This is a genomic window from Janthinobacterium rivuli, assembly GCF_029690045.1.
Classification (GTDB): Bacteria; Pseudomonadota; Gammaproteobacteria; order Burkholderiales; family Burkholderiaceae_D; genus Janthinobacterium; species Janthinobacterium rivuli.
This window is the reverse complement of record NZ_CP121464.1, coordinates 4,715,627-4,741,587: the sequence shown is the minus strand read 5'-3', so window position 1 is coordinate 4,741,587 and position 25,961 is coordinate 4,715,627. Positions and strand designations below refer to the sequence as shown.

Here is a 25,961-nt window from a genome sequence, read left to right as displayed (position 1 = left end):
TACAGCGACCACTGACCATTATGCAAAACCACTTCGAATTATTCCAGTTGCCGGCGCAGTTCTCGCTCGACATGAGCGCGCTCGACGCAGCCTACCGCGACGTGCAGGGCAAGGTCCATCCGGACCGCTTCATCAACGCCAGCAGCGCTGAAAAGCGCGTGGCGATGCAATGGGCCACGCGCGCCAATGAAGCCTACCAAACCCTGAAAAGCCCGCAAAAACGCGCGCAATACCTGTGCGAGCTCAATGGCGTCGACCTGCAGACGGAGTCGAACACGGCCATGCCGGTCAGCTTCCTGATGCAGCAGATGGAATGGCGCGAAGAACTGGGCGACGCGCGTGCCGGCAAGGATGCCGACGCGCTCGACGCCCTGGACCGCCAGCTGCGCGGCGAACGCAAGGCCTTGCTGGCCCAGGTGGCGGCCCAGCTCGACGCCGCCGACTATGTGAATGCGGCGCAAAGCGTGCGCGCCCTGATGTTCCTCGACAAATTCGGCGAGGAAGTCCGTTTTGCCTATGAGGCGATTGAAGTTTGATCTCCGGATAGCTTGACCGGCGTGCCAAGCGCCAGTCTGGCGCGCGTCTTATAATGCGCGACAGGCATCAACCGCATCACGCAAAAAATTAATCGAGGCACGAATACAATGGCACTTCTGCAAATTTCCGAACCAGGCATGTCGACCGCGCCGCACCAGCACCGCCTGGCCGTCGGCATCGATCTGGGCACCACCAATTCCCTGGTCGCCACCGTCCGCAACAGCATCCCCGAGGTGCTCAACGATGAAGACGGGCGCTCCCTGCTGCCGTCCGTCGTGCGCTACCTGCCGAACGGCCACGCCAATATCGGCTACAAGGCCCTGGCCGCGCAAACGACCGACCCGAAGAATACCATCGTGTCCGTGAAACGCTTCATGGGCCGCGGCCTGGCCGACATCGCCTACGCGGAAAACCTGCCCTACGATTTCCAGGATACGCCTGGCATGGTGCAGCTGAAAACCGTGGCCGGCGTGAAAAGCCCCGTCGAAGTGTCGGCGCAAATCCTCGCCACCCTGCGCCAGCGCGCTGAAGATTCGCTGGGCGACGACCTGGTCGGCGCCGTGATCACCGTACCGGCCTACTTTGACGACGCGCAGCGCCAGGCCACCAAGGATGCGGCGCAGCTGGCCGGCATCAACGTGCTGCGCCTGCTGAGCGAGCCGACGGCCGCCGCCATCGCGTATGGCCTCGACAACGCTTCCGAAGGCGTGTACGCCGTGTATGACCTCGGCGGCGGCACCTTCGACATCTCGATCCTGCGACTGAGCAAGGGTGTCTTCGAAGTGTTGTCCACGGGCGGCGACTCGGCCCTGGGCGGCGACGATTTCGACCGCCGCCTGTTCTGCTGGATCAGCGAGCACGCCAAGCTGGCGCCCCTGTCCGACGAAGACACGGCCATCCTGATGGTCAAGGCGCGCGAGATCAAGGAATTGCTGTCGACCAAGTCGGAAACGACGATCGACGCCAAGCTGAACTCGGACGAAGAGATCCACCTGCGCATCACGGCAGCGGACTTTGCCGCCATGACGCAGCACCTGGTGGCCAAGACCATGAACGCCATCAAGAAAGCCCTGCGCGACGCGAACGTGGATGCGGACGACGTCGACGGCGTGGTGATGGTGGGCGGCGCCACGCGCATGCCGCACGTGCAGCGCGCCGTGAGCGAATTCTTCCACACGACGCCGCACGCGAACATCGACCCGGACAAAGTGGTGGCGCTGGGCGCCGCCATCCAGGCGAACTTGCTGGCCGGCAACCGCGCCGCCGGCGACGACTGGCTGCTGCTGGACGTGATCCCGCTGTCGCTCGGCATCGAAACCATGGGCGGCCTGGTGGAAAAGATCATCCCGCGCAATTCGACGATCCCGTGCGCGCGTGCGCAGGAATTCACGACGTTTAAAGATGGCCAGACGGCGTTGGCCGTGCACGTGCTGCAGGGCGAGCGCGAACTGGTCAGCGACTGCCGCTCGCTGGCGCGTTTTGAATTGCGCGGCATTCCGCCGATGGTGGCGGGCGCCGCGCGCATCCGCATCACCTACCAGGTCGATGCGGACGGCTTGCTGTCCGTCTCGGCGCGCGAGCTGCGCTCGGGCGTGGAAGCGTCGATCAGCGTCAAGCCGGCCTACGGCCTGGGCGATGACGACATCGCCCGCATGCTGCAGGACTCGTACACGTCGGCCGACGTCGACATGGTGGCGCGCGCGCTGCGCGAAGAGCAGGTGGAAGCGGAACGCATCCTGCTGGCCACGCAGTCGGCCCTCGATGAAGACGGCGGCTTGCTCGATGACGCCGAGCGCGTCACCGTGGATGGCCTGATGAACAAGGTGCGCGACGCCATCGTGCAATCGCAAAGCGGCGCCATCGACCACCAGGCCTTGAAGCTGGCGATTGAAGCGTTGGCCGACGGCACCGAGGATTTCGCCTCGCGCCGCATGGACCGCAGCGTGCGCACGGCTCTCACCGGCAAATCGCTGGACCAGGTCGTACAAGACTAATTGAACAGCGCGCCGCCGAAGCTGCGGCCGCGCTCCGAATGACAGACTGAAAGAAGAAACCATGCCACAAATCGTTATCCTGCCGCACGCCAAGCTTTGCCCGGACGGCGCCGTCATCGAAGCCCCTGCCGGCAAGTCCATCTGCGACATCCTGCTGGAGAACGACATCGACATCGAGCACGCCTGCGAAAAATCGTGCGCCTGCACCACTTGCCACGTGCTGGTCCGCGAAGGCATCGAATCGCTGAACGAAGCGACGGAACTGGAAGAAGACATGCTGGACAAGGCCTGGGGCCTGGAAGCCGTGTCGCGCCTGTCGTGCCAGTCCATCGTGGCCGACGCCGACCTCGTCGTCGAGATCCCGAAATACACGATCAACCAGGTCAGCGAAGGCAGTCACTAACATGAAATGGTCCGACATCACCGCGATTGCCGAAGCCTTGTTCGACACGCATCCGGACATCGATCCCCTGACCGTGCGTTTCACCGACCTGCATAACTGGGTGGTGGAACTGGACGGCTTCGACGATGACCACACGCGCGGCGGCGAAAAAGTGCTCGAAGCGATACAGATGGCGTGGATCGATGAAGCGCGCTAAGGGCGCGGCACCCGCCGCCACCGCAGCCGCTGCGCCGAAAGACGTCATCACGGCCGCCAGCAACATGCCCGAGATCAAGGATGGCCAGTCGGTCGCCTTGCTGCAGGAATTGCACATCCTGACGCGCGACGGCAAGATGAACCAGGACAGCCGCCGCAAGCTCAAGCAGGTGTATCACCTGACGCAGTTCATCGAGCCGCTGCTGCGTGAAGTGCAGCTCGACCACCCCGGCGTTTCCCTGGTCGACCATGGCGCCGGCAAGTCGTATCTGGGCTTTATCCTGTACGACCTGTTCTTCAAGAACGGCAACGACGGTTCGCACATCTACGGCATCGAGACGCGTGAAGAGCTGGTGCAGCGCTCGCAAGAGCTGGCGAAGAAATTCAAGTTCCCCGGCATGTCGTTCCTGCCGCTGTCCGTGGCCGAATCGACGGAATCGAATTTGTTGCCCCAGCAGATCGACATCGTCACTGCCTTGCATGCCTGCAACACGGCCACCGATGACGCGATCCACTTTGCCTTGAAAAAGAAGGCGAAATTCATGGTGCTGGTGCCATGCTGCCAGGCGGAAGTCGCGTCCGTGCTGAAAAAGAACAAGGGCAAGAGCCTGGGCAAGAGTGTCTTGACGGAATTGTGGCGCCACCCGCTGCACACGCGCGAGTTCGGCAGCCAGATCACCAACGTGCTGCGCTGTCTGCAGCTGGAAGCCCATGGCTACCAGGTCAGCGTGACGGAACTGGTGGGCTGGGAGCATTCGATGAAGAATGAACTGATCATCGCCAGCTATAAAAACCTGCCGCGCCAGCGTCCGACGGAGCGCCTGCAGGAAGTGCTGCAGACCCTGGGTCTGGAAGAAATGGGCCACCGTTTCTTTGCCGAGGAATTGGCCAAGGCGACGGCCTGACTTGTTGGATTACGCGTTCCGCTAATCCAACCTACCAAACCCGCCACCGCCGCGCCGGTCGCGTAGGTCGGATTAGCGCAGCGTAATCCGACAACCACCAGGCAGTCAGCAACAACGTCAACAAAAGGGGAGGAGCCGGTCGGTTACAATACCGGCTTTCTCCTCCCTTGCTTTTTGCGCCTCCCCATGACCACACCAATCGAAATGCCCACCGTCCGCCTGGCCAAGCGCCTGTCTGAAGACGTACCTTGTTCGCGCCGCGAGGCCGAGCTGTATATCGAGGGCGGCTGGGTCACGGTCGATGGCGTGCTGGTGGAAGAGTCGGGCGCGCGCGTGGCCGACAATCAAACGGTGGTGCTGCTGCCAAATGCAACCCTGGAAGAAATGCCGCCCGTGACGATTCTGCTGCACAAGCCGGCTGGGATCAACGGCGGCGTGGGCAGCGAAGGCAAGCCGGCATTGAGCTGTTTGCGTCCCGAAGAGATTTTCACGCCGGAAAATGTGGCGCCCAGCTCAGTCACGCGCTTTCTCAAGCGTCATCTGATCGGCCTGACCATCACCAATCCGCTCGAGACCATGGCTTCCGGCCTGCTGGTGTTTACGCAGGATTTTCGCGTGGCCCGCAAGCTGGTCGACGAAGCGAAAACGGTGGAGCAGGAATTCATCGTGGAAGTGTCGGGCGCCATCGCCGAGAATGGCCTGGCGCTGCTGAATCACGGCTTGCCCTTCAATGGCAAGCCTTTGCCGCCGATCAAGGTCAGCTGGCAAAATGAAACGCGCTTGCGCTTTGCCCTGAAAAACGTGCAGCCAGGCCAGATCGCCCACATGTGCAAGATGGTGGGACTGGACGTCGTCGCCATGAAACGCTTGCGCATTGGCCGTATTTCGATGGGCGCCATGCCGTCAGGCCAGTGGCGCTATCTGCAAGGCTACGAACGGTTCTAGTAACACCTGAGCAAACCTACTGCGCGTCGCTATTTGCGGCCTGCGATGCTCACTGTACTAGAGTACAGTTGCGCTTCTTAGCCACAACTAGCTTCCGCTCGCTACGGTTTTCTCAGGCGTCGTGAGGCTGGCTGTTTGCTGCGGACTGCATTTGCTCGCGTGGCTTTCCGCAAAGCTTTTCCAGAGCCGTTCGGCGATATTCAAGGCAATGGTATCGGCCTTCTCTTGCAGGGCCGCATTGCCCATGCTTTCCGTCGTGGCGAAGAACAGGGTCAGCCAGCGGCGGAACATGCAGGGCGTCAAATTTCCCATTTGCGCGTGCTGGGCCAGCGGCTTGCCGTGGTAGCGCATGGTGCCGCGCAGCAAGCCTGACCAGAAATCGACCAATGTTGCCAGGTGGGCATCCCAATCCTTGACCTCGGCGGCAAAGATGGGGCCCAGCATGGCGTCGTCGCGCGCGGCCGCATAAAAGGTGTGGACGAGGTGTTTGACTTCGTCTTCGCTGCAGACTTCCTCGCGGTAGGGAGCGAAGCGTGTGTGGGGGAGGGGGGCGGTATTATTCATGGCATGCCATGATCGCAGAGCCCCCGTGACGCTTCAATGACCCAGGTCAAGCCGCATAAAAAACTCAGGCGGCGACTTTCTTTGACTTCTTCGCCGGTGCCGGCAATTGCACGATTTGCGTGCCCGCCAGCTTGTCGTGCAGGAATTGCCCGTTGCCCGTGAACAGGGCCGTGCTGGACCAGGCCAGGATGCCGACGCCGATGGCGCCCAGAGCTGTCCAGTGCTGCAGGTCGAAGGCATACGCCGCCACGAGCGCGGGCAGCAGCCACATCCATGACAGGACATAGCGGTAGGCGGCCACGCGTAGCGGCACGTGGGCTTGGCCCGGCAGCACGACTTTCAGGCGCCACGTCTTCATGGCCAGGGTTTGCCCTTCGCGGCTCCACTGATGGATGAAATACGCGCCCATGACGAGGAAGGCCAGGCATTGGCGCATGTGTTCCGTCAACGGCGTATGTGCGCCTTGCACGGCCAGTTCAAACAGCAGGAACGGTAAAAAGAGCACGGCCAGGGCCAGCAGCGACTCGTAGACCATGGAAATCAGGCGGCGCTTGATCGTGGGATGGGAAGTGGTGCTGGCGGCAGGCGTGCTATTTGACATTGCTTGGCAGTGGGGCAGGCGTAACAGGTGGCGTGACGGGCACGGCGGCGGCGGCGGGTGGTGTGGTGGCGGCAGGATCGCCTGCCGGCACGGCCGTCGCTGCGGGAGCGGGCGGCAGGACTGGCGCGGCGACGGCAGGCGCTGCCGGCGTGGCAGGCGGCAGTATCACGGGCGGCTTGCTCGTATTTGAATTGATCGCCGGCACTTTACCCAGCGGTTTTTTCGGCACGAGTTCCGTCGCCAGCTTTTTCTTTTGATCTTCCGGCAATTGCTGGTATTGCTCCCATTGCGCGGTTTTTTGACCCGGATCAATCTTCTTTGTGCGCGTATAGTTTTCGCGCACGAGGCGGCGCTGTTCCGGCGTCAGCTTGACCCATTCGCGCATGCGGTCATGCACGCGGGTTTGCTCGTCTGGTGTCATGGACGCGAAACGGTTGGCGATATCGAGCCATTTCTGCTTGCGCAGCGGTTCCAGCTTGTTCCATTCGCCGGCCAGCGGCTGCAGGGCTTCCTGCTGCGCGCGCGACAGCTTGTTCCACGATGGATTCTCGCCCGCCTTGGGCGTGCCGCCTTTGCCGGCCGTGCGGGGCGAGCCGGGCTTGGCGGCCGGGGCTGGCGCCACCACGGGCGCGGCGGCCACGGGAGGGGCGGCGGGGGCGGCATGTTGCTGCGCGCCTACCCAGGCGGCGCCCGCCAGGGCGCAGGCACCCAGGCCGACGCCGCCAGCCAGCCAGCCTTTGCGTACGCTCGTGCGTGCCATTTATTGCTCGCGTTTCGTCAGGTAGGCGTTGAAGCCATGGTCCATATAGGCGGAGAGCGGCAATTCGTCCGACAGGACGGCGGCGTCGATTTCTGCCAGTTCGGCAATATGTTGTTCCTGCTCAAACTGATAGATGCCCACCAGGCCGCCGACCAGCAGCAGCAGGGGGATGATGACGCTCATGCGGCCCAGCCACGACAGCGGTTCGACGAACAGGCTGCTGGCGATGCCGGCGAAGACGTCCTTGCGTACGGCGACGGAGGCGGGCGCGTCCGCCTTCTTGCGCGACAGGGCCAGCTTGCGTGCCGCCGCCAGGCGATCGGTGGCCGATGCGGGCAGGTCGTCGAGTTTTTCGTTCAGTGCATGGCGCACTTTGTAAGCGAAATTGAGATCGTCGGTGTTCATAATTTAATTCCCTTGGCTTTCAGCGATTCGGCGAGCGTGTGGGTAGCTCTAGAGCAATGTGTTTTCACGCTACCTTCGGAGCAACCCATCGCTTCCGCTGTTTCAGCCACATCCATGTCCTGCCAGTAACGCATGAGGAAGGCTTCGCGTTGACGTGAAGGCAGTTTTTGTACCTCTGCATCAATCAAATCAAGCATTTGCGCGCGTTCGACCTGGTCGGCCGACGATTCGGCGGCGCTGGAGCCCTGTTCCGATTCATATGTGTCAAGTATATCAAAATCTTCATGCTCGTCGCCCGAGGGCTTCATGCCGGAAAACAGGCTGACCCAGGTGTTGCGAACTTTTTCTCGGCGGAAATAATCGAGTATGGTGTTCTGCAGAATGCGCTGGAACAGCATCGGCAGTTCGGCGGCCGGCTTGTCGCCGTACTTTTCGGCCAGCTTGATCATGGCGTCCTGCACGATGTCAAGTGCCGACTCTTCCTTGCGGACCGCGTAGGCGGCTTGCTTGAAGGCGCGCCGCTCGACATTTTCTAGAAAGTCGGATAATTCTTTGTCTGTTGCCATGCGGTATTGGGGATCTTAGCGGCTGCGGGGGCGGTGGGCGAATTGGGGCGGGTATGCTTTTTGCAACCCCGTGCATGCTAGCAAAAAATGTGCGTTTCCGCAGGGTTTTTGCACGGCGTGCGGGCGAAATGGCCTTTCGGCCGACATTTTCCTTGACCATAATGGTGCAACGCGATAACGTATGGGACGCTTTGAACACCCCAAAGCCCTATGGTCAGGTCGCGACCGGCACACAAGGCCATCCGCGGCAAGACGCGCTTTCATTTGTAGGCAGTTTGTTCTAACCCGCGCCACAAGCGCGAGCGGTTCGTACAGGCGCCACAGAAACTCCGGCCAAACGAGTTGCGTTAAGCGTTGTTTTGTAAGGTATCTATGGGTGCCCAAAGAAATGTCGTGACCGCATGAAAAGGGAAGCAGGAGCACTGTCGCGCACGGCGAACTTCGTCAGGAAAGAACATCCGATCAATCTCCAATGGACCTTGAAAGGAATGTTTCATGAATACCGAAGCAGCAGCAGGACCCATTACCGGCGCAGAAATTGTCGTGCGCTGTCTGGCTGAAGAGGGCGTCGAGCACGTCTTTGGATACCCGGGCGGAGCCGTACTCTACATCTACGACGCCATCTTCCAGCAAAACAAATTCCAGCATATCCTGGTACGCCACGAGCAGGCCGCGATCCACGCCGCCGATGCCTATTCGCGCAGCTCGAACAAAGTCGGTGTCGCCATCGTCACGTCCGGTCCGGGCGTCACGAATGCCGTCACGGGCCTGTCCACCGCGTACATGGACTCGATTCCCATGGTGGTGATCTCCGGCCAGGTGCCGAGCCACGCCATCGGACAGGATGCGTTCCAGGAATGCGACACGGTCGGCATCACGCGCCCCGTGGTTAAGCACAACTTCCTCGTCAAGGACGTCAAGGACCTGGCATCGACGATCAAGAAAGCCTTCTTCATCGCGCGTACCGGCCGTCCGGGACCCGTGCTGGTCGATATCCCCAAGGATATCAGCATGCACAAATGCCATTTCGACTATCCGAAGGAAGTCGAGATGCGTTCCTACCGTCCCGTCGACAAGGGCCACTCGGGCCAGATCCGCAAGGCCGTGCAGCTGTTGCTGCAAGCCGAACGCCCGATGATCTACACGGGTGGCGGCGTCATCCTCGCGCATGCGGCTCCCGAGCTGAACAAGCTGGTCGACCGCCTGGGTTTCCCGTGCACCAACACCTTGATGGGTCTGGGCGGCTACCGCGCCTCGAGCGAGCAGTATGTCGGCATGCCCGGCATGCACGGCACCTATGAAGCGAACATGGCGATGCAGAACTGCGACGTCCTGATCGCCATCGGCGCCCGTTTCGATGACCGCGTGATCGGCAACCCGAAACATTTCGCCTCGCATCCGCGCAAGATCATCCACGTGGACATCGATCCATCGTCGATTTCCAAGCGCGTCAAGGTCGATATCCCCATCGTCGGCAACGTCAAGGACGTGCTGATCGAGTTCCTCGCGCAACTGGACGCGGCCGAAGCCAAGCCGAACGTCAATGCCCTGAGCAACTGGTGGAAGCAGATCGCCGAATGGCGTGGCCGCGAATGCCTGAAATACCCGACTTCCGACCTGGTCATCAAGCCGCAGTCGGTGGTGGAGAAAGTATTCCAGATCACCAAGGGCGACGCTTTCATCACGTCCGACGTGGGTCAGCACCAGATGTGGGCCGCGCAATACTATGGTTTCGACAAGCCGCGCCGCTGGATCAATTCCGGCGGACTGGGCACCATGGGTGTCGGCTTGCCATACGCCATGGGCGTGCAGATGGCCAATCCGGACGCCACCGTTGCCTGCATCACGGGCGAAGGTTCGATCCAGATGTGCATCCAGGAATTGGCGACGTGCAAGCAGTATCACCTGACGCCGAAGATCATCATGCTCAACAACCGTTTCCTCGGTATGGTGCGCCAGTGGCAGGAAATCGATTACGGTTCGCGTTATTCCGAGTCGTACATGGATTCGCTGCCCGACTTCGAGAAGCTGGCGGAAGCCTACGGCCACGTGGGCATGAAAATTGAAAAACCGGGCGACGTCGACGGCGCCCTGAAAGAGGCGTTTGGCATGAAAGACAGGCTGGTATTCATGAACTTTATTACCGACCAGTCCGAAAACGTGTGGCCCATGGTGAAAGCCGGCAAAGGCCTGTCCGAAATGATGCTCGGCTCGGAGGACCTCTAATCATGCGCCATATTATTTCTGTCTTGCTGGAAAACGAAGCGGGCGCCCTGTCGCGCGTGGTGGGCCTGTTCTCGGCACGCGGCTACAACATCGAAACGTTGACCGTGGCGCCGACGGAAGACTCGACCCTGTCGCGCATGACCATCGTCACCAGCGGCTCGGACGACATCATCGAGCAGATCACCAAGCACTTGAACCGCCTCATCGAAGTGGTGAAAGTGGTGGACCTGACCGAAGGCCAGCATATCGAACGCGAGTTGATGCTGATCAAGGTTCGTGCCGTGGGCAAGGAGCGCGAGGAAATGAAGCGCACCGCCGATATCTTCCGTGGCCGCATCATCGATGTCACCGAAAAGACGTACACGATCGAGCTGACCGGCAACAAGGTCAAGCTCGACGCGTTCATCGATTCGATCGACCGCGCCGCCATCCTGGAAACCGTCCGTACGGGTGGTTCCGGCATCGGCCGCGGCGAACGCATCCTCAAAGTATAAAAATATAAGCAGCTCTACGCGGCCCTGGCGCCGCATTTAAAACAACAACGCATCATCAAATTATAGGAAATACCATGAAAGTTTTTTACGACAAAGACGCTGACCTCTCCTTGATCAAAGGCAAAAACGTTGCCATCATCGGCTACGGTTCGCAAGGCCATGCACACGCCCAAAACCTGAACGATTCGGGCGTCAACGTCACCGTCGGCCTGCGCAAGGGCGGCGCTTCGTGGACCAAGGTCGAGCAAGCCGGCCTGAAAGTAGCGGAAGTCAACGACGCCGTGAAAGCGGCCGACGTCATCATGATCTTGCTGCCGGATGAAAACATCGCCCAGGTCTACAACGAAAACATCGCCCCGTTCGCCAAGCAGGGCGCCGTGCTGGCCTTCGCCCACGGCTTCAACGTGCATTACGGCCAAGTCGTGCCACGCGCCGACCTGGACGTGATCATGGTCGCGCCGAAAGCGCCAGGCCACACCGTGCGCGCCACTTACACCCAGGGTGGCGGCGTGCCCCACCTGATCGCCGTGTACCAGGACAAATCGGGCATCGCCCGCGATATCGCCCTGTCGTACGCCTCGGCCAACGGCGGCGGCCGTGCCGGCATCATCGAAACGAACTTCCGTGAAGAAACCGAAACGGATCTGTTCGGCGAACAGGCCGTGCTGTGCGGCGGCGCCGTGGAACTGATCAAGGCCGGCTTCGAAACCCTGACGGAAGCGGGCTACGCGCCTGAAATGGCGTACTTCGAGTGCTTGCACGAACTGAAGCTGATCGTCGACCTGATCTATGAAGGCGGCATCGCCAACATGAACTACTCGATTTCGAACAACGCCGAATACGGCGAATACGTGACCGGTCCTAAGGTTGTGACGTCGGCCACCAAGGATGCGATGCGTCAATGCCTGAAAGACATTCAAACGGGCGAATACGCGAAGAGCTTCATCCTGGAAAACAAGGCAGGCGCACCGACCCTGATCTCGCGCCGCCGTCTGACGTCCGAGCACCAAATCGAAGAAGTGGGCGCGAAACTGCGCGCCATGATGCCTTGGATCGCCAAGAACAAGATGGTTGACCAGTCGAAAAACTAAGCAGTTATCGTTCTTTACAAGAAGCCGGCGCAAGCCGGCTTTTTTATGCGCATCGTTTTGCCAGCAACATCCGTTACAATCAGGCCCATTCAATCCTACCGTCAGCATCATGCTTGTTTTTTCTAAAGTTTTTGTCGGGAATCTTCATGTGGTCAAGCGCCCCTTCCTGGTGACCATCAGCTGCTGGTTTCTGATTTTCGGCTCGCTGTCAGCGCTGGTGTCGTCCTACCTCGGCCGCAACGATCCCGCCATGCAGGCCGAAATGGGGCACAGCGTGATTTCCGCCGAGGCGCAATACGCGATTTTGATGTTTAGCATGGGCATTAACCTGGTGGCGGCGCTGGCCATGCTGCAAAGGCAGCGTGGCGCGCGCACCGTTTATCTGGTGTGGGGCGTGATCGACATTGTGATCTGCCTGGCGACCTTGCCGGTCAAAATGCACGTCTTGCCTGGCGCGCTCCTGTTCGCCGTCATCTGCGCCTTGCTGTACAGTCCGAAATCGAATGCCTGGTTTTCGCCACGCAAGGCAGCCAATGATGCCTGCATGACGCCAGCGTAAGCGCGGTTGTTTTGGCGCGCACGTTGGCGCGCACGCTTTTCGCCCGCCTCCTGTCTTTTTATATTCCTATATAATCCCGCCCTTCCTTTGCAGTTTTACATGGACTGCATCTGTTTCGGTATCTGCCGACCGCAACGCGCATCACCGCTTTTGTAGCACGCCAGGCGCTAACTGATCAGCCGCTTGGCAACCTGAAGGACCCCTATGACTGACCGCATTACCACCACAGTACCCATGCCGGGCACTGCAGAATCTTCCATTTCCGAACGGCTTCCCGTCCTGGCCTTGCTGGCCCTGGCCATGACGGCGTTTCTCGCCCTCCTGTCGGAAACCTTGCCGGCCGGCTTGCTGCCGCAGATTGCCCGCGACCTGAATATTTCCGAAGTCATGACGGGCCAACTGGTGACCGTCTACGCCATCGGCTCCATCCTGACGGCGATCCCGCTGACGGCACTGACGAGCGGCTGGCGCCGGCGCAATGTCTTGCTGCTGGCCATCGTCGGCTTTTTGATCTTCAATACGGCGACGGCCCTGTCGCCCAACTATATGGTTGCCCTGGCCTCGCGCTTCGTCACCGGCATGGCCGCCGGGCTGGCCTGGGGCTTGATGGCCGGCTACGCGCGCCGCATGGTGAGCGTGGAACAACAGGGCAGGGCGATGGCCATTGCCATGATCGGCACGCCGCTGGCCCTGTCCTTGGGCGTGCCGCTGGGTACCCTGATGGGCGGCGTGCTGGGCTGGCGCAGCATTTTCGGCATCATGTCGGGACTGGCCGTGGTGCTGGTCGCGTGGGTGCTGCTGGTCGTGCCCGATTACCCTGGGCAAAAGAATGGCGAGCGCCTGTCGATCCGCCAGGTGTTCCTGACGCCGGGCGTGCGGCCGATTCTGTTTGTCATCGTCGCCTGGATGCTGGCGCATAACATTCTGTATACCTATATCGCGCCGTTCCTGGCGCCGTCCGGCTTGCGCCCCCGCGTTGACCTGGTGTTGCTCGTGTATGGCGTGGGTTCCTTGGCCGGCATCTGGCTGGTCAGCCAGCTGATCGACCGCTGGCTGCGTCCGCTCGTGCTGGGCTGCATCGCCGCCTTGGCCCTCGTGATGGTGGCGCTGGGCCTGGCGATGGACTCGCCTGCCGTGATCTATGTCAGCATGGCCATCTGGGGCATCACCTTCGGCGGCGCCGGCACCTTGCTGCAGACGGCGTCGGCGGACGCGGCCGGCGACGGCATGGATGTGGCGCAAGCGATGGTGGCGACCATCTGGAACGTGGCCATCGCGGGCGGCGGCCTGGCGGGCGGCTTGCTGCTCGACGGCTATGGCGCGGCATCGTTCCCGTGGGCCATGCTGGCCTTGCTGCTGGTGGCATTGACCATCGCCTGGCGCGCGCACCGCCACAGTTTCAAGCCGGGCCGGCGCAGCGGTGGCGCAGTCGTAGGCCACTAATAACATTGTTATTTATGATGGCAGTGTGTTGAAATGTGAGCAGATGTGACTGGCAAGCACATTTTGTGACGATTTGTTAATTTGCGCCACAGGAATGAATGAGGCGTTAGAATCTACACAGTTTGACAAGTTTCTCAGGCGAAAGGGATGGCAAAAGCGTCCCTTTCGCGGGCTGTCAGCCACATTAACTACCTAGGAGTACCCCCATGACCGTGATGAAATCCGTCCTTGTTGCCGCCGCAGCGACCGTTGCCCTGAGCGCACAAGCTCAAACCTTGCCAACCAACGGCACTCTGGTGGTCGTACCCGCATTTGGCGAAGTCAAGCATGTCAATGACCAGGTGGTCGCTACCCTGGCCGTTGAAGAACAGGACAAGGACAAGGCTGCCGCCGCGTCGAGAGTCAACCAGAAGATGAACAAGGGCATCGCCATCGTCAAGCAGGCCGACCCGTCGGCGGCACTCAAATCGTACGGCTACTACACCTATCCCGTGTACCCGGAAGAGCGCCCATTGCCGGCCGGCGCCGTGGCCAAGCCGCGTTTGCCTACGGCCTGGCGTGTCGGCCAGTATCTGGAAGTGACGACGGCCAATCTGGCGTCCTTGCCAAAAACCGTGTCGGCGGCGCAAGGCGTGCTGACCCTGAATGGCTTGAATTTCGGCCTGAAGCCGGAAACCATCCGCCTGCTGGACGACCAGCGCATCGCCGCCACGTATAAAAACCTGAACGAGCGCGTGGCCGCCATCGCCAAGGCCATGGGCCGCAACGTTTCCGACGCCGTGCTCGATACGGTGGACTTCGAAGGTTCGGGCAACTATGTCACCGAAAACCGTGCTGCCGCCGCACCGATGATGATGCGCAGCGCCAAGATGGCCGAAGACAGCACCGTTGCAGAACCGAGCTTCGAGCCGGGCGAAACGACGCTCGACATGCGTGTCGTCGGCAAGGTCAAGTTCAAGTAAGCACAAGTAAGCTCGCCAATGTGGAAGTATTCCACATTGAAATGTTTTAATAATCATGGGGCTATTGGCCCCATGGTTGTTTTTGCCCCATTATTTTCCAGGAGAACATTATGACCGTCATGAAATCGCTGCTGGCTGCCGCCGCCGCTACCATTGCCCTGGGTGCCCAAGCCCAAACCTTGCCCACTTCCGGCACCCTCGTGGTGGTGCCCGCGAATGGCGAAGTGGTGCATGCGAACGACCAGGTGACTGTCACCCTGGCCATCGAAGAGCAGGACAAGGACAAGGTTGCCGCCGCCTCGCGCGTGAACCAGAAGATGAACCAGGGCGCGGCCATCGTCAAGAAAGCCGATCCGCAAGCCGTGCTGAAGACCCAGGGCTACTACACGTATGCCGTGTACCCGGAAACGGCGCCCCTGCCGCCAGGCGTCGCGGCCAAGCCTAGAGTGCCGACCGGCTGGCGTGTGGGTCAGTATCTGCAGGTAACGACGACCAATCTGGCTGCCTTGCCGAAAACCGTTTCCGCGGCGCAAGGCGTGCTGACCCTGAACCGCCTGAACTTCGGCCTGGCGCCCGCCACCATCCGCAAGCTCGACGACCAGCGCATCGCCGCCGCCTACAAGAACCTCAACGAGCGCGTGGCCGCCATCGCCGGCGCCATGGGCCGCACTGTCAATGACGCCGTGATCGACACCATCGATTTCGAAGGCTCGGGCAATTACGCGCAGCGCGTCAGCGTGGCCGGCGCGCGCAACATGAGCGCCGACTCCATGGGCTATGGCGGCAACCAGGTCGCCGAGCCGAGCTTCGAGGCAGGCGAAACGACCCTCAACATGGGCCTGGTGGCCAAGATCAAGTTCAAATAATGCTTGAGCAGGCGTCAATATTGCCGGCTTGACGCCGCCGCGCTTTTCTTTGGCGGTGGCTCCTCTATAATGGCAACATCGGCAGGCGCATGCCGCAAGACGAATGCGCCTGCCATCTGGCACCGAATCCCCCGCAGTACACAAGATATGGAACAACATGGCAAACTTCCCCCGTCGTAGAGGCAAGAACGGCACTCCCGCAGCATCCAAAGCGTCCCGCTTCAGCAAATTCGTGCGCCAGCCGGTGACCGAGGGTACTGGCAAGAAAACCTTGCGCCGCCGCGGCATCTATCTGTTGCCGAATGCCTTCACGACGGCAGCCCTGTTTTGCGGCTTCTACGCCATCGTCATGGCCATGAACCAGAAATTCGAACACGCGGCCTGGGCCATCTTCATCGCCATGATCCTCGACGGCCTCGACGGCCGCATCGCGCGCCTGACGAATACGCAGAGCGAATTCGGCGCCCAGTACGACAGCCTGTCCGACATGGTCTCGTTCGGCGCCGCACCGGCGCTGGTGATCTATGAATGGTCGCTGCGCGGCATGGGCAAGCTGGGCTGGCTGGCCGCCTTCGTGTATTGCGCCGGCGCCGCCTTGCGTCTGGCCCGCTTCAACACGAATATCGCCGTGGTCGACAAGCGCTTCTTCCAGGGCTTGCCCAGCCCGGCGGCAGCGGCCATGGTGGCCGGCTTCATCCTGCTGATGAACGACCTGGAATTTGCCGGCAACCAGCTGGCCTGGGTGTCGTGGACGATCGCCCTGTTCTCCGGCCTGACCATGGTCACCAACGTGCCGTTCTACAGCTTCAAGGATGTGAATTTCCGCAAGTCCGTGCCTTTCATCGTGGTATTCCTGCTGGCATTGTTCTTTGCGCTCATTTCCATCGACCCGCCGAAAGTGCTGTTCCCGATTTTCGTCGCCTATGGCCTGTCCGGCTACGCCGTGTTTTTCTGGCGCATGGCGAAGGGCAAGCCCGTCAGCATCATTCAGACCGACCCCGAGCATTGATGCGTTGAGTCGGTAGCGTCGCCAGTCTTCAGCCAGCCAGGAGCAGCCATGAACACCAGCAACCGACTCATCATTTTTGACACCACCTTGCGCGACGGCGAGCAATCGCCGGGCGCTTCCATGACGCGCGAGGAAAAGCTGCGCATCGCCAAGCAGCTTGAACGCCTGAAGGTTGACGTGATCGAAGCGGGCTTCGCCGCCGCCTCGCAAGGCGACTTCGAGTCGATACGGGCGATTGCCGGCGCCGTGCGCGAGTCCACCATCTGCTCGCTGTCGCGCGCCAACGACCGCGACATCGCCCGCGCCGCTGAAGCGCTGCAGCCGGCCGAGCGCAAGCGCATCCACACGTTTATCGCCACCTCGCCCCTGCACATGCAGATCAAGCTGCGCATGACGCCAGAGCAAGTGCTGACGCAGGCGCAAAACGCCGTGCGCTACGCGCGCCAGTTCACGGACGATATCGAGTTCAGCCCCGAAGACGGCAGCCGTTCGGACGAGGATTTTCTCTGCCGCGTGCTGGAAGGCGTGATCGCCGAGGGCGCCACCACCATCAATTTCCCCGATACCGTGGGTTATGCCGTGCCGGAAATCTTTGGCGCCACCATCAAGCGCTTGCGCGAACGCATACCAAACTCCGATAAAGCCATCTGGTCCGTGCATTGTCATAATGACCTGGGCCTGGCTGTGGCCAATTCGCTGGCCGGCGTCATGATCGGCGGCGCGCGGCAGATCGAGTGTACCGTCAATGGCTTGGGCGAGCGGGCCGGCAACACGGCGCTGGAAGAAGTGGTGATGGCGCTGCGCACGCGCGCCGCCTATTACAACTTGACGGTGGGCATCGATACGACGCAGATCGTCGCCGCGTCCAAGATGGTGTCGCAGATCACGGGCTTTGCCGTGCAGCCGAACAAGGCCGTCGTCGGCGCGAACGCCTTCGCGCACGCGTCCGGCATCCACCAGGATGGCATTTTAAAAGCGCGCGAAACGTATGAAATCATGCGCGCCGAAGACGTAGGCTGGACGGCCAACAAGATCGTCCTCGGCAAATTGTCGGGGCGCAATGCCTTCAAGCAGCGGCTGCACGAGCTGGGCATCGCGCTGGAATCCGAGGCGGAAGTCAACGCGGCCTTCCTGCGCTTCAAGGAGCTGGCGGACCGGAAATCCGAGATTTTCGACGAAGACATCATGGCCCTCGTCAGCGAGGAGCAGCAGGCGCAGGAGAGTGAGCACTACCGTTTCATTTCCCTGACACAGCAGTCGACGACGGGCGCCGTACCGCATGCGCGCGTGGAGTTTCTCGTCGGCGGCGTGCAGCGCAGTTGCGAAGGGCAGGGCGACGGTCCCGTCGACGCGACCGTCAATGCCATCGAAAGTGCGGCCGCCAGCGGTGCCGAGCTGGTCCTGTTCTCCGTCAACGCCATCAGCACGGGCACGCAGTCGCAGGGCGAAGTGACGATGCGGCTGTCGCGCGACGGGCGCATCGTCAACGGCGTGGGCGCCGACCCGGATATCATCGTGGCGTCGGCCAAGGCGTATTTGTCGGCGCTCAATAAACTGCACGCCAAGGATGAGCGTATCGATCCCCAACCATAAGGCTGTCTTCACCAGAAAAAGCGCCGCTCTTCCTTGGCCGGATCGGGCCCGTTCATCATCATGCGCACGATGCCGTCGTGGTCGAAGTGCACGTGCATCATGGAATCCCACACGCCCGATTCCTTGTAGCGGTAGGACCAGACGTGCAATTTTGGCAGCGACAGATACGAGGTTTCCGTCGGGCGGCCCAGGGTGTGCAGCACGTCTTGCTGCGTCGACACGCCCACCTTGATGCGGGCAAAGCCCGGTGTGTCGAGCACTTGCTCGTAGGAAATTAACCTGTCGTCAGGGCCGAAGCGGGCCATGTACGTGTACTGGCCATATGGCCCCGTGGCGTATTCAAGCTCGGGACCGGTGGGCAGTTGATAGATATTGCTTGGCCGCCCCAGGCGTGCTTCTACGGCGGCGCGCGGTTCGCCCGGCTGGGGTGGCGGAGCGTTCCAGCTGGCGCAGCCGGCCAGCACGGCAAACAGCAGCGGTGTTGCTGATTTGAGCAGTTTTTTCATGGTTGACCTCCTGAAATGCAGGAAAACCCTATCATGCACCGAGAAAAGCGCGCACGGCAGGATACAGGCGGGCATTTTTCCGATATACTTGCGCGTCTGGTTGGCAGCATAGGCCAGTATTTTAATAATCGTAGTTCACGGTGGATAGGGTTCAGACTCTGTGCACCGCATGTGAAAGGTTTATCATGACAGTAGAAAACATCAACAAAGCCGCTATCATCGCGGACAACGCACGTGGTCAAAACGACACCGGCTCCCCTGAAGTGCAAGTTGCACTGCTGACAGCTCGCATCAACGAACTGAACGGCCACTTCAAAGCCCACTCGAAAGATCACCACTCCCGCCGCGGCCTGATCATGATGGTCAACCGTCGTAAGAGCCTGTTGTCCTACCTGAAGGCTAAAGACGCTACCCGTTATCGCGACCTGATCGCTAAACTTGGTCTGCGCAAGTAATTTTTGCCGTACAAGGTTTATACAGAAATGCCTGCGCCAGTTCGCTGACGCGGGCATTTTGTCATTTGAATTCCGGATTTTTATCGGTAAGTGCAGTATTCTCTACCGATATCATGTTTTAAAAGTAAAGTAGTAAAGGCGGCAACGATGTTCCGTCGCCTGTGGTGAGGTGAACGACAGCCCCTGAAAATCTGTCGGCAATTAGAAAAGGGATACCCCATGTTTAACAAAGTTACGAAAACCTTCCAGTACGGTCAACACCAAGTGACCCTGGAAACCGGCGAAATCGCACGTCAGGCATCCGGCGCAGTGCTGGTGTCGATCGAAGATACCGTCGTTCTGGCAACGGTGGTGGCACGCAAAGATGCCAAGCCAGGCCAGGATTTCTTCCCTTTGACGGTTGATTATGTTGAGAAAACCTATGCTGCCGGTAAAATCCCGGGCGGTTTTTTCAAGCGCGAAGGCCGTCCTTCCGAAAAAGAAACACTGACATCCCGTCTGATCGACCGTCCTATCCGTCCGCTGTTCCCGGAAGGCTACCTGAATGAAGTGCAAGTCATCATTCACGTGTTGTCGGTCAACCCTGAAATCGATCCGGACATCGCCGCCATGATCGGCGCATCGGCCGCCCTGTGCGTATCGGGCGTGCCTTTCAACGGTCCTATCGGCGCCGCGCGCGTCGGTTACGCGAATGGCCAGTACATCCTGAACCCGACCGTCCAGCAACTGAAAACGTCGGAAATGGACCTGGTTGTCGCCGGTACCGAAACGGCCGTGCTGATGGTCGAATCGGAAGCGAAACAGCTGTCCGAAGAAATCATGCTGGGCGCCGTGGTCTTCGGCCACGACCAGATGAAAGTCGTCATCGACGCGATTCACGACCTGGTGCGTGACGGCGGCAAGCCGGAAGTGGAATGGGCGCCTGCGCCGAAAAACGAAGCACTGATCGCCCGCGTCGCGCATTTCGCCAACACCAAGATCAATGACGCGTATCAAACCAAGGACAAGCAAGAGCGTACGGCCAAGCTGAAAGCAGCGACGTCGGAAGTGATCGCCGACCTGTCGGCCGAAGCGGCTGCCGCCGGCGGCGCATCGATCGACAGCGCGGAAGTGAACAACATCCTGTTCGACATCGAAGCGAAAATCGTGCGTACGCAAATCCTGGACGGCGAGCCACGTATCGACGGCCGCGACACGCGCACCGTGCGTCCGATCTCGATCCGCACCAGCGTGCTGCCACGCACCCACGGTTCGGCCCTGTTCACGCGCGGCGAAACGCAAGCGCTGGTCGTGGCAACGTTGGGCACCGCCCGCGACAGCCAGAAGATCGATGCGCTGATGGGCGAGTTCACCGATTCGTTCATGCTGCATTACAACATGCCTCCGTTCGCCACCGGCGAAACGGGCCGTGTCGGTACGCCAAAACGCCGCGAAATCGGCCATGGCCGCCTGGCCAAGCGCGCGCTGATCGCCGCCCTGCCGGCAGCTGAAGAGTTCAGCTACTCGGTGCGCCTGGTATCGGAAATCACGGAATCGAACGGTTCCTCGTCGATGGCATCGGTGTGCGGCGGCTGCCTGGCACTGATGGACGCCGGCGTGCCGATGAAAGAACACGTGGCCGGTATCGCCATGGGCCTGATCAAGGAAGGCGGCAAGTTTGCCGTGCTGTCCGACATCCTGGGCGACGAAGATCACCTGGGCGACATGGACTTCAAGGTAGCCGGTACCCGCAACGGTATCACGGCGCTGCAGATGGACATCAAGATCATGGGCATCACCAAGGAAATCATGCAAGTGGCACTGGCGCAAGCCAAGGAAGGCCGCGAGCACATTCTGGGCGAAATGCAAAAAGCCATGCCGCACGTCAAAACCGAACTGTCCGATTTCGCACCGCGTCTGATCACCATCAAGATCAACCCGGAAAAAATCCGTGACGTGATCGGCAAGGGCGGCGCCGTGATTCGCGCGCTGACCGAAGAGACGGGCACCCAGATCGACATCAGCGACGAAGGCGTGGTCACCATCGCTTCCGTTGACGCTGCTGCCGGCCAGGAAGCCAAGCGCCGCATCGAAGAACTGACCGCTTCCGTAGAAGTGGGCAAGACCTACGAAGGCACCGTGCTGAAACTGCTGGACTTCGGCGCCATCGTGCAAGTCATGCCAGGCAAAGACGGCTTGCTGCACATCTCGCAGATCGCCAACGAGCGCGTCAACGCCGTGGCCGACTACCTGAAAGAAGGCCAGCTGGTGCGTGTAAAAGTTCTGGAAACGGACGACCGCGGCCGCCTGAAACTGTCGATGAAAGCTGCTGAAGGCAACGAAGCGCCAGCCGCTTAATTTCCTTCAGATTCGCCTGACTGCGGCCTCGGCCGCATGATCAAAACCGCCAGCGCGCAAGCCCTGGCGGTTTTTTTGCGCCTTGTTTGCGCTGTATCGAAGGTGGATGCCGGCGTGTGCATCTGCCTTGATCCAGCGCGTATCGGCCGCCGCCGCGCCTTGTAGATTCGGGAGGGGATATTCCCCTGAACGAGTCTTCCAAGGAGAAGCAGCATGCGCACATTCCGCGGGCTGGCCGCCGCCTTTCTGCTTGCCGTATCGCCCGGTGCCTGGGCGCAGCTGGACAACGCACCGACGCCGGTGCCGCTGCCCATCCCCATCGCAGCCGCGTCCGCGGCCATGCCGGCGCAAGATATCGACGCCTTGCGCGCCGTGCATGCGCGCGAAATCAATGACCTCAGCACCTTCAAGACGGCGGGCTTGCAGCGCGCAGCCATCGATCTCTATCTCGATAGTGGGCCAGGGCAGCAATTCCTGCGCGAGCTGCGCACCGCCGATCCCGCCGCGCCGGCCGAGACGATTTATGCGCGCGCGGTCGAGCAGCTCGCTTCCGGCAGCACCTTGCCCGATGTGCAAGCCATGTCGGCCGCGCTCGTCAAAATCGTGCCGCATGGCCAGAATGTGTCGCCATACTCGCCGTATTTCACCACCAGCGCGCAATTGCAGCTGGCATCTAGCCGCTGCGCCACCCTGGCCGACTGTTTCGGCTTGCCCTTGAAGAGCGAGGCGCCGCTGTATGATGTGTATCAGATCATGCCCAAGGGCACCGTCAACGTGTTTGTCAGTCAGGTGGCGCCGACGCAAGAGCTGGGCGGGCTGGTGCGGCGCAAGGGTGGGGCGCAGCAGTATTTATTACCCAACCGCAGCTTGTGGTCGGCCCCTGTGCTGATCGGTACGATCAAGAATTGAGGAGCGATGATGGATCAACAGAGCCTGCAAGCCCGCGCCGCCGAGCTGGAGCAAGTGCTGGGGCGCCTGGCGGGCGCCGATACGGAAGTGGCCGACCTGCGCAGCGCGCTCGAGCCGCTGCTGGCCCTGGCAGGCAGCGGGGCCTTGAGCGCGCCGCTGCCGTGGGGCGATATCCCCGGCGGGCGCTACTTTAACGAAGGCAGTCTGCGCCGCTATCCCGAGCTGGAGCAGGCATTTGCCCGCTTCCGCATCGAGGCGACGGGTGGCGACTCGCCGGCCCTGCGCAAGCTGCGCGGCGAGACTTGATTTATATATGGTATCAATTGTTGTTTATGGGTAATTGACTGTCAGTATTGCTTGACGACAAAATCTTATTCCCCGACCATGGTGCATCCCTCCCGATTTCCCCTTTTTTTATTGGATGCACCATGTTGTCCTCCCTTAAGGCGCGGCTGATCGCCATCGCCGTTTCCATCGTCGTGCTGGCCATGCTGGCCGTCGCCATCGCCAATTTCTTCACCACGCGCTCCAGCACCCTGGCCGCGCTCGACACGCAGATGCTGCAGTTGTCGCACAGCCACGCGCAAGCCATCGCCGAATGGCTGCGCTCCAAGCAAGCCGTCGTGGGCTCGCTCAAGCAGGGCGCCACGGCGGCCGACCCGCTGCCGGCCCTGAAGGCGGCCGAGCAGGCCGGCACCTTCGACATGGCGTATATCGGCTTTGCCGACAAGCACGCCGTCTTTTCGCAAGAACGCAAGCGCGCCGCCGACTACGATCCCACGGCGCGCCCCTGGTACAAGCTGGCGTCCGAAGTGGGCGGCCCCATCATCACGGCGCCCTACATCGGCGCCAGCACGGGCAAACTGGTAGTGACGTTTGCCGAGCCGCTGGGCGGCAAGGGCAGCGTGACGGGCGTGATGGCGGCCGACGTGATGATGGATGCGGTGGTGCAAAATGTCGCTTCGATCAAGCCGACGGCGTCCAGCTATGCTTTCCTCGTCGATGGCGGCGGCAAGATCATCGCTCACCCGGACGGCAAGCTGACCCTGAAGCCCCTGGCCGAGCTGGACCCTGGCCTGAGCGCGCAGGCGCTGGCCGATATCGAAAAGAGCGGCGATGGCGCCGCCATTCGCCTGGGCGACCGTAACGGCATCTTGCATGTAAGTAAAGTGCCGGGCAGCGACTGGCTGCTGGCTACCGTGCTCGACCGCGCAGAAGCGACGCAAGCATTGACCTCCATGCTGCGCGCCTCGGCCTTGACGGCCTTGCTGGTGCTGGCCCTGGCCGCCACGGTATTGAGCGTGCTGGTGGCGCGCGCCTTGCGCCGCCTGGGCCTGGTGCGCGATGCGATGGAAGCGATCGCCACGGGCGACGGCGACCTGACCAGCCGCCTCGACGCGGAAGGCTCGGACGAACTGGCGCAGATCGCCAAGGCGTTTAACTTGTTCGTTGAAAAGATTGCCACCGTACTGGTGCAGATCCGCAGCATCAGCACCCTGGTGCGCAGCGAGTCGGCCGACATTGCCGCCGGTAATGCCGACCTGTCGTCGCGCACGGAAGCGCAGGCGGGCGCGCTGGAAGAAACGGCAAGCTCGATGGACGAGCTGACCTCGACCGTCAAGCAGAATGCGGAAAACGCGCACGCGGCCAATGAGCTGGCCGTATCCGCCTCGGAAGTTGCGGCCAAGGGCGGCCGGGTGGTGCAGCAAGTGGTGGGCACCATGGCCGGCATCCAGGAAAGCTCGCGCAAGATCGTCGACATCATCGGCGTGATCGACGGCATCGCCTTCCAGACGAATATCCTGGCCTTGAACGCGGCCGTCGAGGCGGCGCGCGCAGGCGAGCAGGGCAGGGGCTTTGCCGTGGTGGCGTCCGAAGTGCGCAACCTGGCGCAACGCTCCGCTGGTGCGGCGAAGGAAATCAAGGAGCTGATCGGCGATTCGGTGGAAAAAGTGGATGCCGGCGGGCGCCTTGTCGATGAAGCGGGCCAGACCATGGATCAGGTGGTGGCGTCGGTGCAGCAATTGACGACCATCATGAGCGAGATCACGGTGGCCAGCCGCGAACAGAGCGCCGGCATCGGCGAGATCAATACGGCCGTCACGCACATGGATACCATGACACAGCAAAACGCTGCCCTCGTCGAGCAAGCGGCCGCCGCCGCGGAAAGCCTGCAGGAGCAGGCCGTGGACCTGGCGCAAGCCGTCGGCATGTTCCGCCTGGGCGATGCGGGTCCCGCCGTGGCGCCCGCGCCCGTGACGCGCCTCAAGGCGACGCCAGCCGTTCGTGCCCTTGCGCCGCGTGCGCCGGTCCGCGCGCCGTCGCCGAGCAAGCCTGTCAAGGCGGCCAAGTCCGGCGCCGACGAGTGGGAAGAGTTTTAAGAAGACTCGTAGCGATCTGCGCGTTCATCCGCGTTTTTGTCAGGCCAGCCTGCCAAAAGCGCAGTTCGTCGCAATCGGCGTGTCTGCCGGGGGCGGTATGGCTATAGTCACACCATACCGCAAGCCCACTGCCAGACACCCGAGGAGATTCAAATGAACGTCGCTAAAAACATGGAAGTCATCGCCGTTGCCGCCGCCATCCTGCTCGGCGCCAGCTGCTACGCCACCGCCCCGGCCGCTCCGGCCCTGCAAGTGGCCAGTTCCACGGCCACCCTGGCCGCGCCAGCGGACAGGGCTGCCATGCACGTGGTGGTGGTCAAGGCCAAGCGCCTGAGCGCTACCGAAAAAGCCCGTTTCGCATAATTGATTGTCAGCAATTTTTGCTGCTGCTACAGTGGCAGCCAATGGCAATGCGCGCAAGCCCCACGAGGGTGCCGCGACACATAAAAACAAGATACCGAGGATGCTCTACATGAAAAAGACACTGCAACTGGCGCTGCTGTTCCTGGCGACGTTGGGCCTGGTGCGCGGCGCAGCCGCCGAGACCCGCTTGCTGGAAATGCGCAACGTCGACGCCCGCGTGGTGCGCGTCAAGCTCGATGGTGTGATGGAAGTACGCATTCGCCAGGGCAACGTGGCGTCCTTGAGCATCACGGCCGACAAACGCTACATCGCCGATGTCAGCACGGCGCAAAGCGGCGATACCCTGCACATCGAAACGGAAGTGCGTGGCTTCAAGATCGGCCCCTCGTCGATCCGCGCCGACCTGGTCCTGCCGAACTTGCGCGAACTCAGTTCGGAAGGCTTCGGCAGCACGGACATCACGGGTTTCAAGGGCGAGGAACTGACCCTGTCGCTGGAAGGGGCGGGCAGCATCAAGCTGGTGGGCGACTACCGCAAGCTGAATGCCAGCCTGGGCGGCGTGGGCAGCATGCAAATATGGATAGGCAACAATGAGCGGGCCGAACTGGACTTGCAGGGCGCCGGCTCGGTGGTGCTGGGCGGACGCGGGCGCATCCTGAAAGCCAGCCTTGGCGGCCTGGGCAGCCTGAATGCGCAGCAATTCGAAGCCGATGCCGTCAACCTGGAATTGAGCGGCCTCGGCAACGCCACGGTGAACGCCCATACGAATGCCAAGCTGAACTTGAGCGGACTCGGTTCGGTGGTGGTGTATGGCAAGCCGGTCAACCGCGATGTCAGCGTCGAGGGCCTGGGCAAAGTCAGCTGGAAGTAAAAGCATCCTGCCGCAGGCCTT

Annotated in this window: 28 protein-coding genes; 22 read left to right on the top strand and 6 right to left on the bottom strand. The window is 61.3% G+C overall.

What is annotated here, in order from left to right; genetic code table 11:
• Positions 1-20: 20 nt before the first annotated feature.
• The 6 genes from hscB to P9875_RS21535 all read left to right on the top strand — a co-directional run bounded on the left by hscB (position 21) and on the right by P9875_RS21535 (position 4,979).
• A complete protein-coding gene (hscB, locus tag P9875_RS21560; protein WP_035820574.1) occupies positions 21-536 on the top strand; it encodes a Fe-S protein assembly co-chaperone HscB in 516 nt (171 codons plus the stop codon).
• Between the two features lie 108 nt (positions 537-644).
• Entirely contained in the window at positions 645-2,531 is a 1,887-nt protein-coding gene (hscA, locus tag P9875_RS21555; RefSeq protein ID WP_035820572.1) for a Fe-S protein assembly chaperone HscA, read from the top strand.
• Positions 2,532-2,592: 61 nt separating this feature from the next.
• Complete coding sequence (fdx, locus tag P9875_RS21550; RefSeq protein ID WP_035820570.1) at positions 2,593-2,934, top strand: ISC system 2Fe-2S type ferredoxin; 342 nt, start codon at positions 2,593-2,595, stop codon at positions 2,932-2,934.
• A gap of 1 nt (position 2,935) precedes the next feature.
• Complete coding sequence (gene iscX, locus P9875_RS21545) at positions 2,936-3,130, top strand: Fe-S cluster assembly protein IscX (protein ID WP_034750067.1); 195 nt, start codon at positions 2,936-2,938, stop codon at positions 3,128-3,130.
• The gene (locus P9875_RS21540; protein WP_423221793.1) at positions 3,117-4,034 is read left to right on the top strand and encodes a class I SAM-dependent methyltransferase; all 918 of its coding nucleotides are present in this window, start codon (positions 3,117-3,119) and stop codon (positions 4,032-4,034) included. The genes iscX and P9875_RS21540 overlap by 14 nt, the downstream gene beginning before the upstream one ends.
• Positions 4,035-4,220: 186 nt before the next feature.
• A complete protein-coding gene (locus tag P9875_RS21535; RefSeq protein ID WP_035820567.1) occupies positions 4,221-4,979 on the top strand; it encodes an rRNA pseudouridine synthase in 759 nt (252 codons plus the stop codon).
• A gap of 87 nt (positions 4,980-5,066) precedes the next feature.
• On the opposite strand, the gene P9875_RS21530 is transcribed toward P9875_RS21535, so the two are convergent.
• The 5 genes from P9875_RS21530 to P9875_RS21510 all read right to left on the bottom strand — a co-directional run bounded on the left by P9875_RS21530 (position 5,067) and on the right by P9875_RS21510 (position 7,875).
• The gene (locus P9875_RS21530; protein WP_278316557.1) at positions 5,067-5,543 is read right to left on the bottom strand and encodes a group III truncated hemoglobin; all 477 of its coding nucleotides are present in this window, start codon (positions 5,541-5,543) and stop codon (positions 5,067-5,069) included.
• Positions 5,544-5,607: 64 nt separating this feature from the next.
• Positions 5,608-6,144 carry an RDD family protein gene (locus P9875_RS21525; RefSeq protein ID WP_278316556.1) on the bottom strand — a complete coding sequence of 179 codons (537 nt, stop codon included), beginning with the start codon at positions 6,142-6,144 and terminating at the stop codon, positions 5,608-5,610.
• A complete protein-coding gene (locus P9875_RS21520; RefSeq protein ID WP_278316555.1) occupies positions 6,134-6,904 on the bottom strand; it encodes a DUF3106 domain-containing protein in 771 nt (256 codons plus the stop codon). The genes P9875_RS21525 and P9875_RS21520 overlap by 11 nt, the downstream gene beginning before the upstream one ends.
• Positions 6,905-7,309: a DUF3619 family protein gene (locus tag P9875_RS21515; RefSeq protein ID WP_278316554.1), complete on the bottom strand. Its 405-nt coding sequence runs from the start codon at positions 7,307-7,309 to the stop codon at positions 6,905-6,907.
• A complete protein-coding gene (locus P9875_RS21510; RefSeq protein ID WP_034750048.1) occupies positions 7,306-7,875 on the bottom strand; it encodes an RNA polymerase sigma factor in 570 nt (189 codons plus the stop codon). The genes P9875_RS21515 and P9875_RS21510 overlap by 4 nt, the downstream gene beginning before the upstream one ends.
• A 495-nt stretch (positions 7,876-8,370) precedes the next feature.
• On the opposite strand from P9875_RS21510, the gene P9875_RS21505 reads away from it, so the two are divergent.
• The 9 genes from P9875_RS21505 (at position 8,371) to P9875_RS21465 (ending at position 18,118) form a co-directional block, all read left to right on the top strand.
• A complete protein-coding gene (locus P9875_RS21505) occupies positions 8,371-10,101 on the top strand; it encodes an acetolactate synthase 3 catalytic subunit (protein WP_051958867.1) in 1,731 nt (576 codons plus the stop codon).
• 2 nt (positions 10,102-10,103) lie between these two features.
• Positions 10,104-10,595 (top strand): acetolactate synthase small subunit, encoded by a 492-nt coding sequence (ilvN, locus tag P9875_RS21500; RefSeq protein ID WP_010399754.1) that lies wholly within the window; start codon positions 10,104-10,106, stop codon positions 10,593-10,595.
• A 74-nt stretch (positions 10,596-10,669) separates the two neighbouring features.
• Positions 10,670-11,686 carry a ketol-acid reductoisomerase gene (gene ilvC / locus P9875_RS21495; protein WP_034750044.1) on the top strand — a complete coding sequence of 339 codons (1,017 nt, stop codon included), beginning with the start codon at positions 10,670-10,672 and terminating at the stop codon, positions 11,684-11,686.
• A gap of 148 nt (positions 11,687-11,834) precedes the next feature.
• Positions 11,835-12,245 carry a hypothetical protein gene (locus tag P9875_RS21490; RefSeq protein WP_278316553.1) on the top strand — a complete coding sequence of 137 codons (411 nt, stop codon included), beginning with the start codon at positions 11,835-11,837 and terminating at the stop codon, positions 12,243-12,245.
• Between the two features lie 204 nt (positions 12,246-12,449).
• Positions 12,450-13,688: an MFS transporter gene (locus P9875_RS21485; protein ID WP_278316552.1), complete on the top strand. Its 1,239-nt coding sequence runs from the start codon at positions 12,450-12,452 to the stop codon at positions 13,686-13,688.
• Between the two features lie 206 nt (positions 13,689-13,894).
• Positions 13,895-14,650 carry an SIMPL domain-containing protein gene (locus P9875_RS21480; RefSeq protein ID WP_099378281.1) on the top strand — a complete coding sequence of 252 codons (756 nt, stop codon included), beginning with the start codon at positions 13,895-13,897 and terminating at the stop codon, positions 14,648-14,650.
• Between the two features lie 110 nt (positions 14,651-14,760).
• On the top strand, positions 14,761-15,516 hold the full coding sequence (locus tag P9875_RS21475; protein ID WP_278316551.1) for an SIMPL domain-containing protein: 756 nt from the start codon (positions 14,761-14,763) through the stop codon (positions 15,514-15,516).
• Between the two features lie 157 nt (positions 15,517-15,673).
• Positions 15,674-16,525, top strand: a complete 852-nt coding sequence (gene pssA, locus P9875_RS21470; RefSeq protein ID WP_099378283.1) for a CDP-diacylglycerol--serine O-phosphatidyltransferase — start codon at positions 15,674-15,676, stop codon at positions 16,523-16,525.
• A gap of 48 nt (positions 16,526-16,573) precedes the next feature.
• The gene (locus tag P9875_RS21465; protein WP_278316550.1) at positions 16,574-18,118 is read left to right on the top strand and encodes a 2-isopropylmalate synthase; all 1,545 of its coding nucleotides are present in this window, start codon (positions 16,574-16,576) and stop codon (positions 18,116-18,118) included.
• A gap of 8 nt (positions 18,119-18,126) precedes the next feature.
• Here the strand turns inward: P9875_RS21465 and bamE are convergent, their stop codons facing one another.
• Positions 18,127-18,624 (bottom strand): outer membrane protein assembly factor BamE domain-containing protein, encoded by a 498-nt coding sequence (bamE, locus tag P9875_RS21460; protein WP_278316549.1) that lies wholly within the window; start codon positions 18,622-18,624, stop codon positions 18,127-18,129.
• Positions 18,625-18,809: 185 nt separating this feature from the next.
• Between bamE and rpsO the strand changes: the two genes are divergently transcribed.
• From rpsO to P9875_RS21425, 7 genes are all read left to right on the top strand, one after another.
• Complete coding sequence (gene rpsO, locus P9875_RS21455) at positions 18,810-19,079, top strand: 30S ribosomal protein S15 (RefSeq protein ID WP_010399743.1); 270 nt, start codon at positions 18,810-18,812, stop codon at positions 19,077-19,079.
• Positions 19,080-19,298: 219 nt separating this feature from the next.
• Positions 19,299-21,416, top strand: a complete 2,118-nt coding sequence (gene pnp / locus P9875_RS21450; RefSeq protein ID WP_099400376.1) for a polyribonucleotide nucleotidyltransferase — start codon at positions 19,299-19,301, stop codon at positions 21,414-21,416.
• A 213-nt stretch (positions 21,417-21,629) separates the two neighbouring features.
• The gene (locus tag P9875_RS21445) at positions 21,630-22,325 is read left to right on the top strand and encodes a hypothetical protein (protein WP_051958864.1); all 696 of its coding nucleotides are present in this window, start codon (positions 21,630-21,632) and stop codon (positions 22,323-22,325) included.
• 6 nt (positions 22,326-22,331) lie between these two features.
• Positions 22,332-22,631: a hypothetical protein gene (locus P9875_RS21440; protein WP_278316548.1), complete on the top strand. Its 300-nt coding sequence runs from the start codon at positions 22,332-22,334 to the stop codon at positions 22,629-22,631.
• Between the two features lie 122 nt (positions 22,632-22,753).
• Positions 22,754-24,706 carry a methyl-accepting chemotaxis protein gene (locus P9875_RS21435; RefSeq protein ID WP_278316547.1) on the top strand — a complete coding sequence of 651 codons (1,953 nt, stop codon included), beginning with the start codon at positions 22,754-22,756 and terminating at the stop codon, positions 24,704-24,706.
• A gap of 153 nt (positions 24,707-24,859) precedes the next feature.
• A complete protein-coding gene (locus P9875_RS21430) occupies positions 24,860-25,069 on the top strand; it encodes a hypothetical protein (protein WP_278316546.1) in 210 nt (69 codons plus the stop codon).
• A 109-nt stretch (positions 25,070-25,178) separates the two neighbouring features.
• The gene (locus tag P9875_RS21425) at positions 25,179-25,940 is read left to right on the top strand and encodes a GIN domain-containing protein (protein ID WP_278316545.1); all 762 of its coding nucleotides are present in this window, start codon (positions 25,179-25,181) and stop codon (positions 25,938-25,940) included.
• Positions 25,941-25,961: the final 21 nt, after the last annotated feature.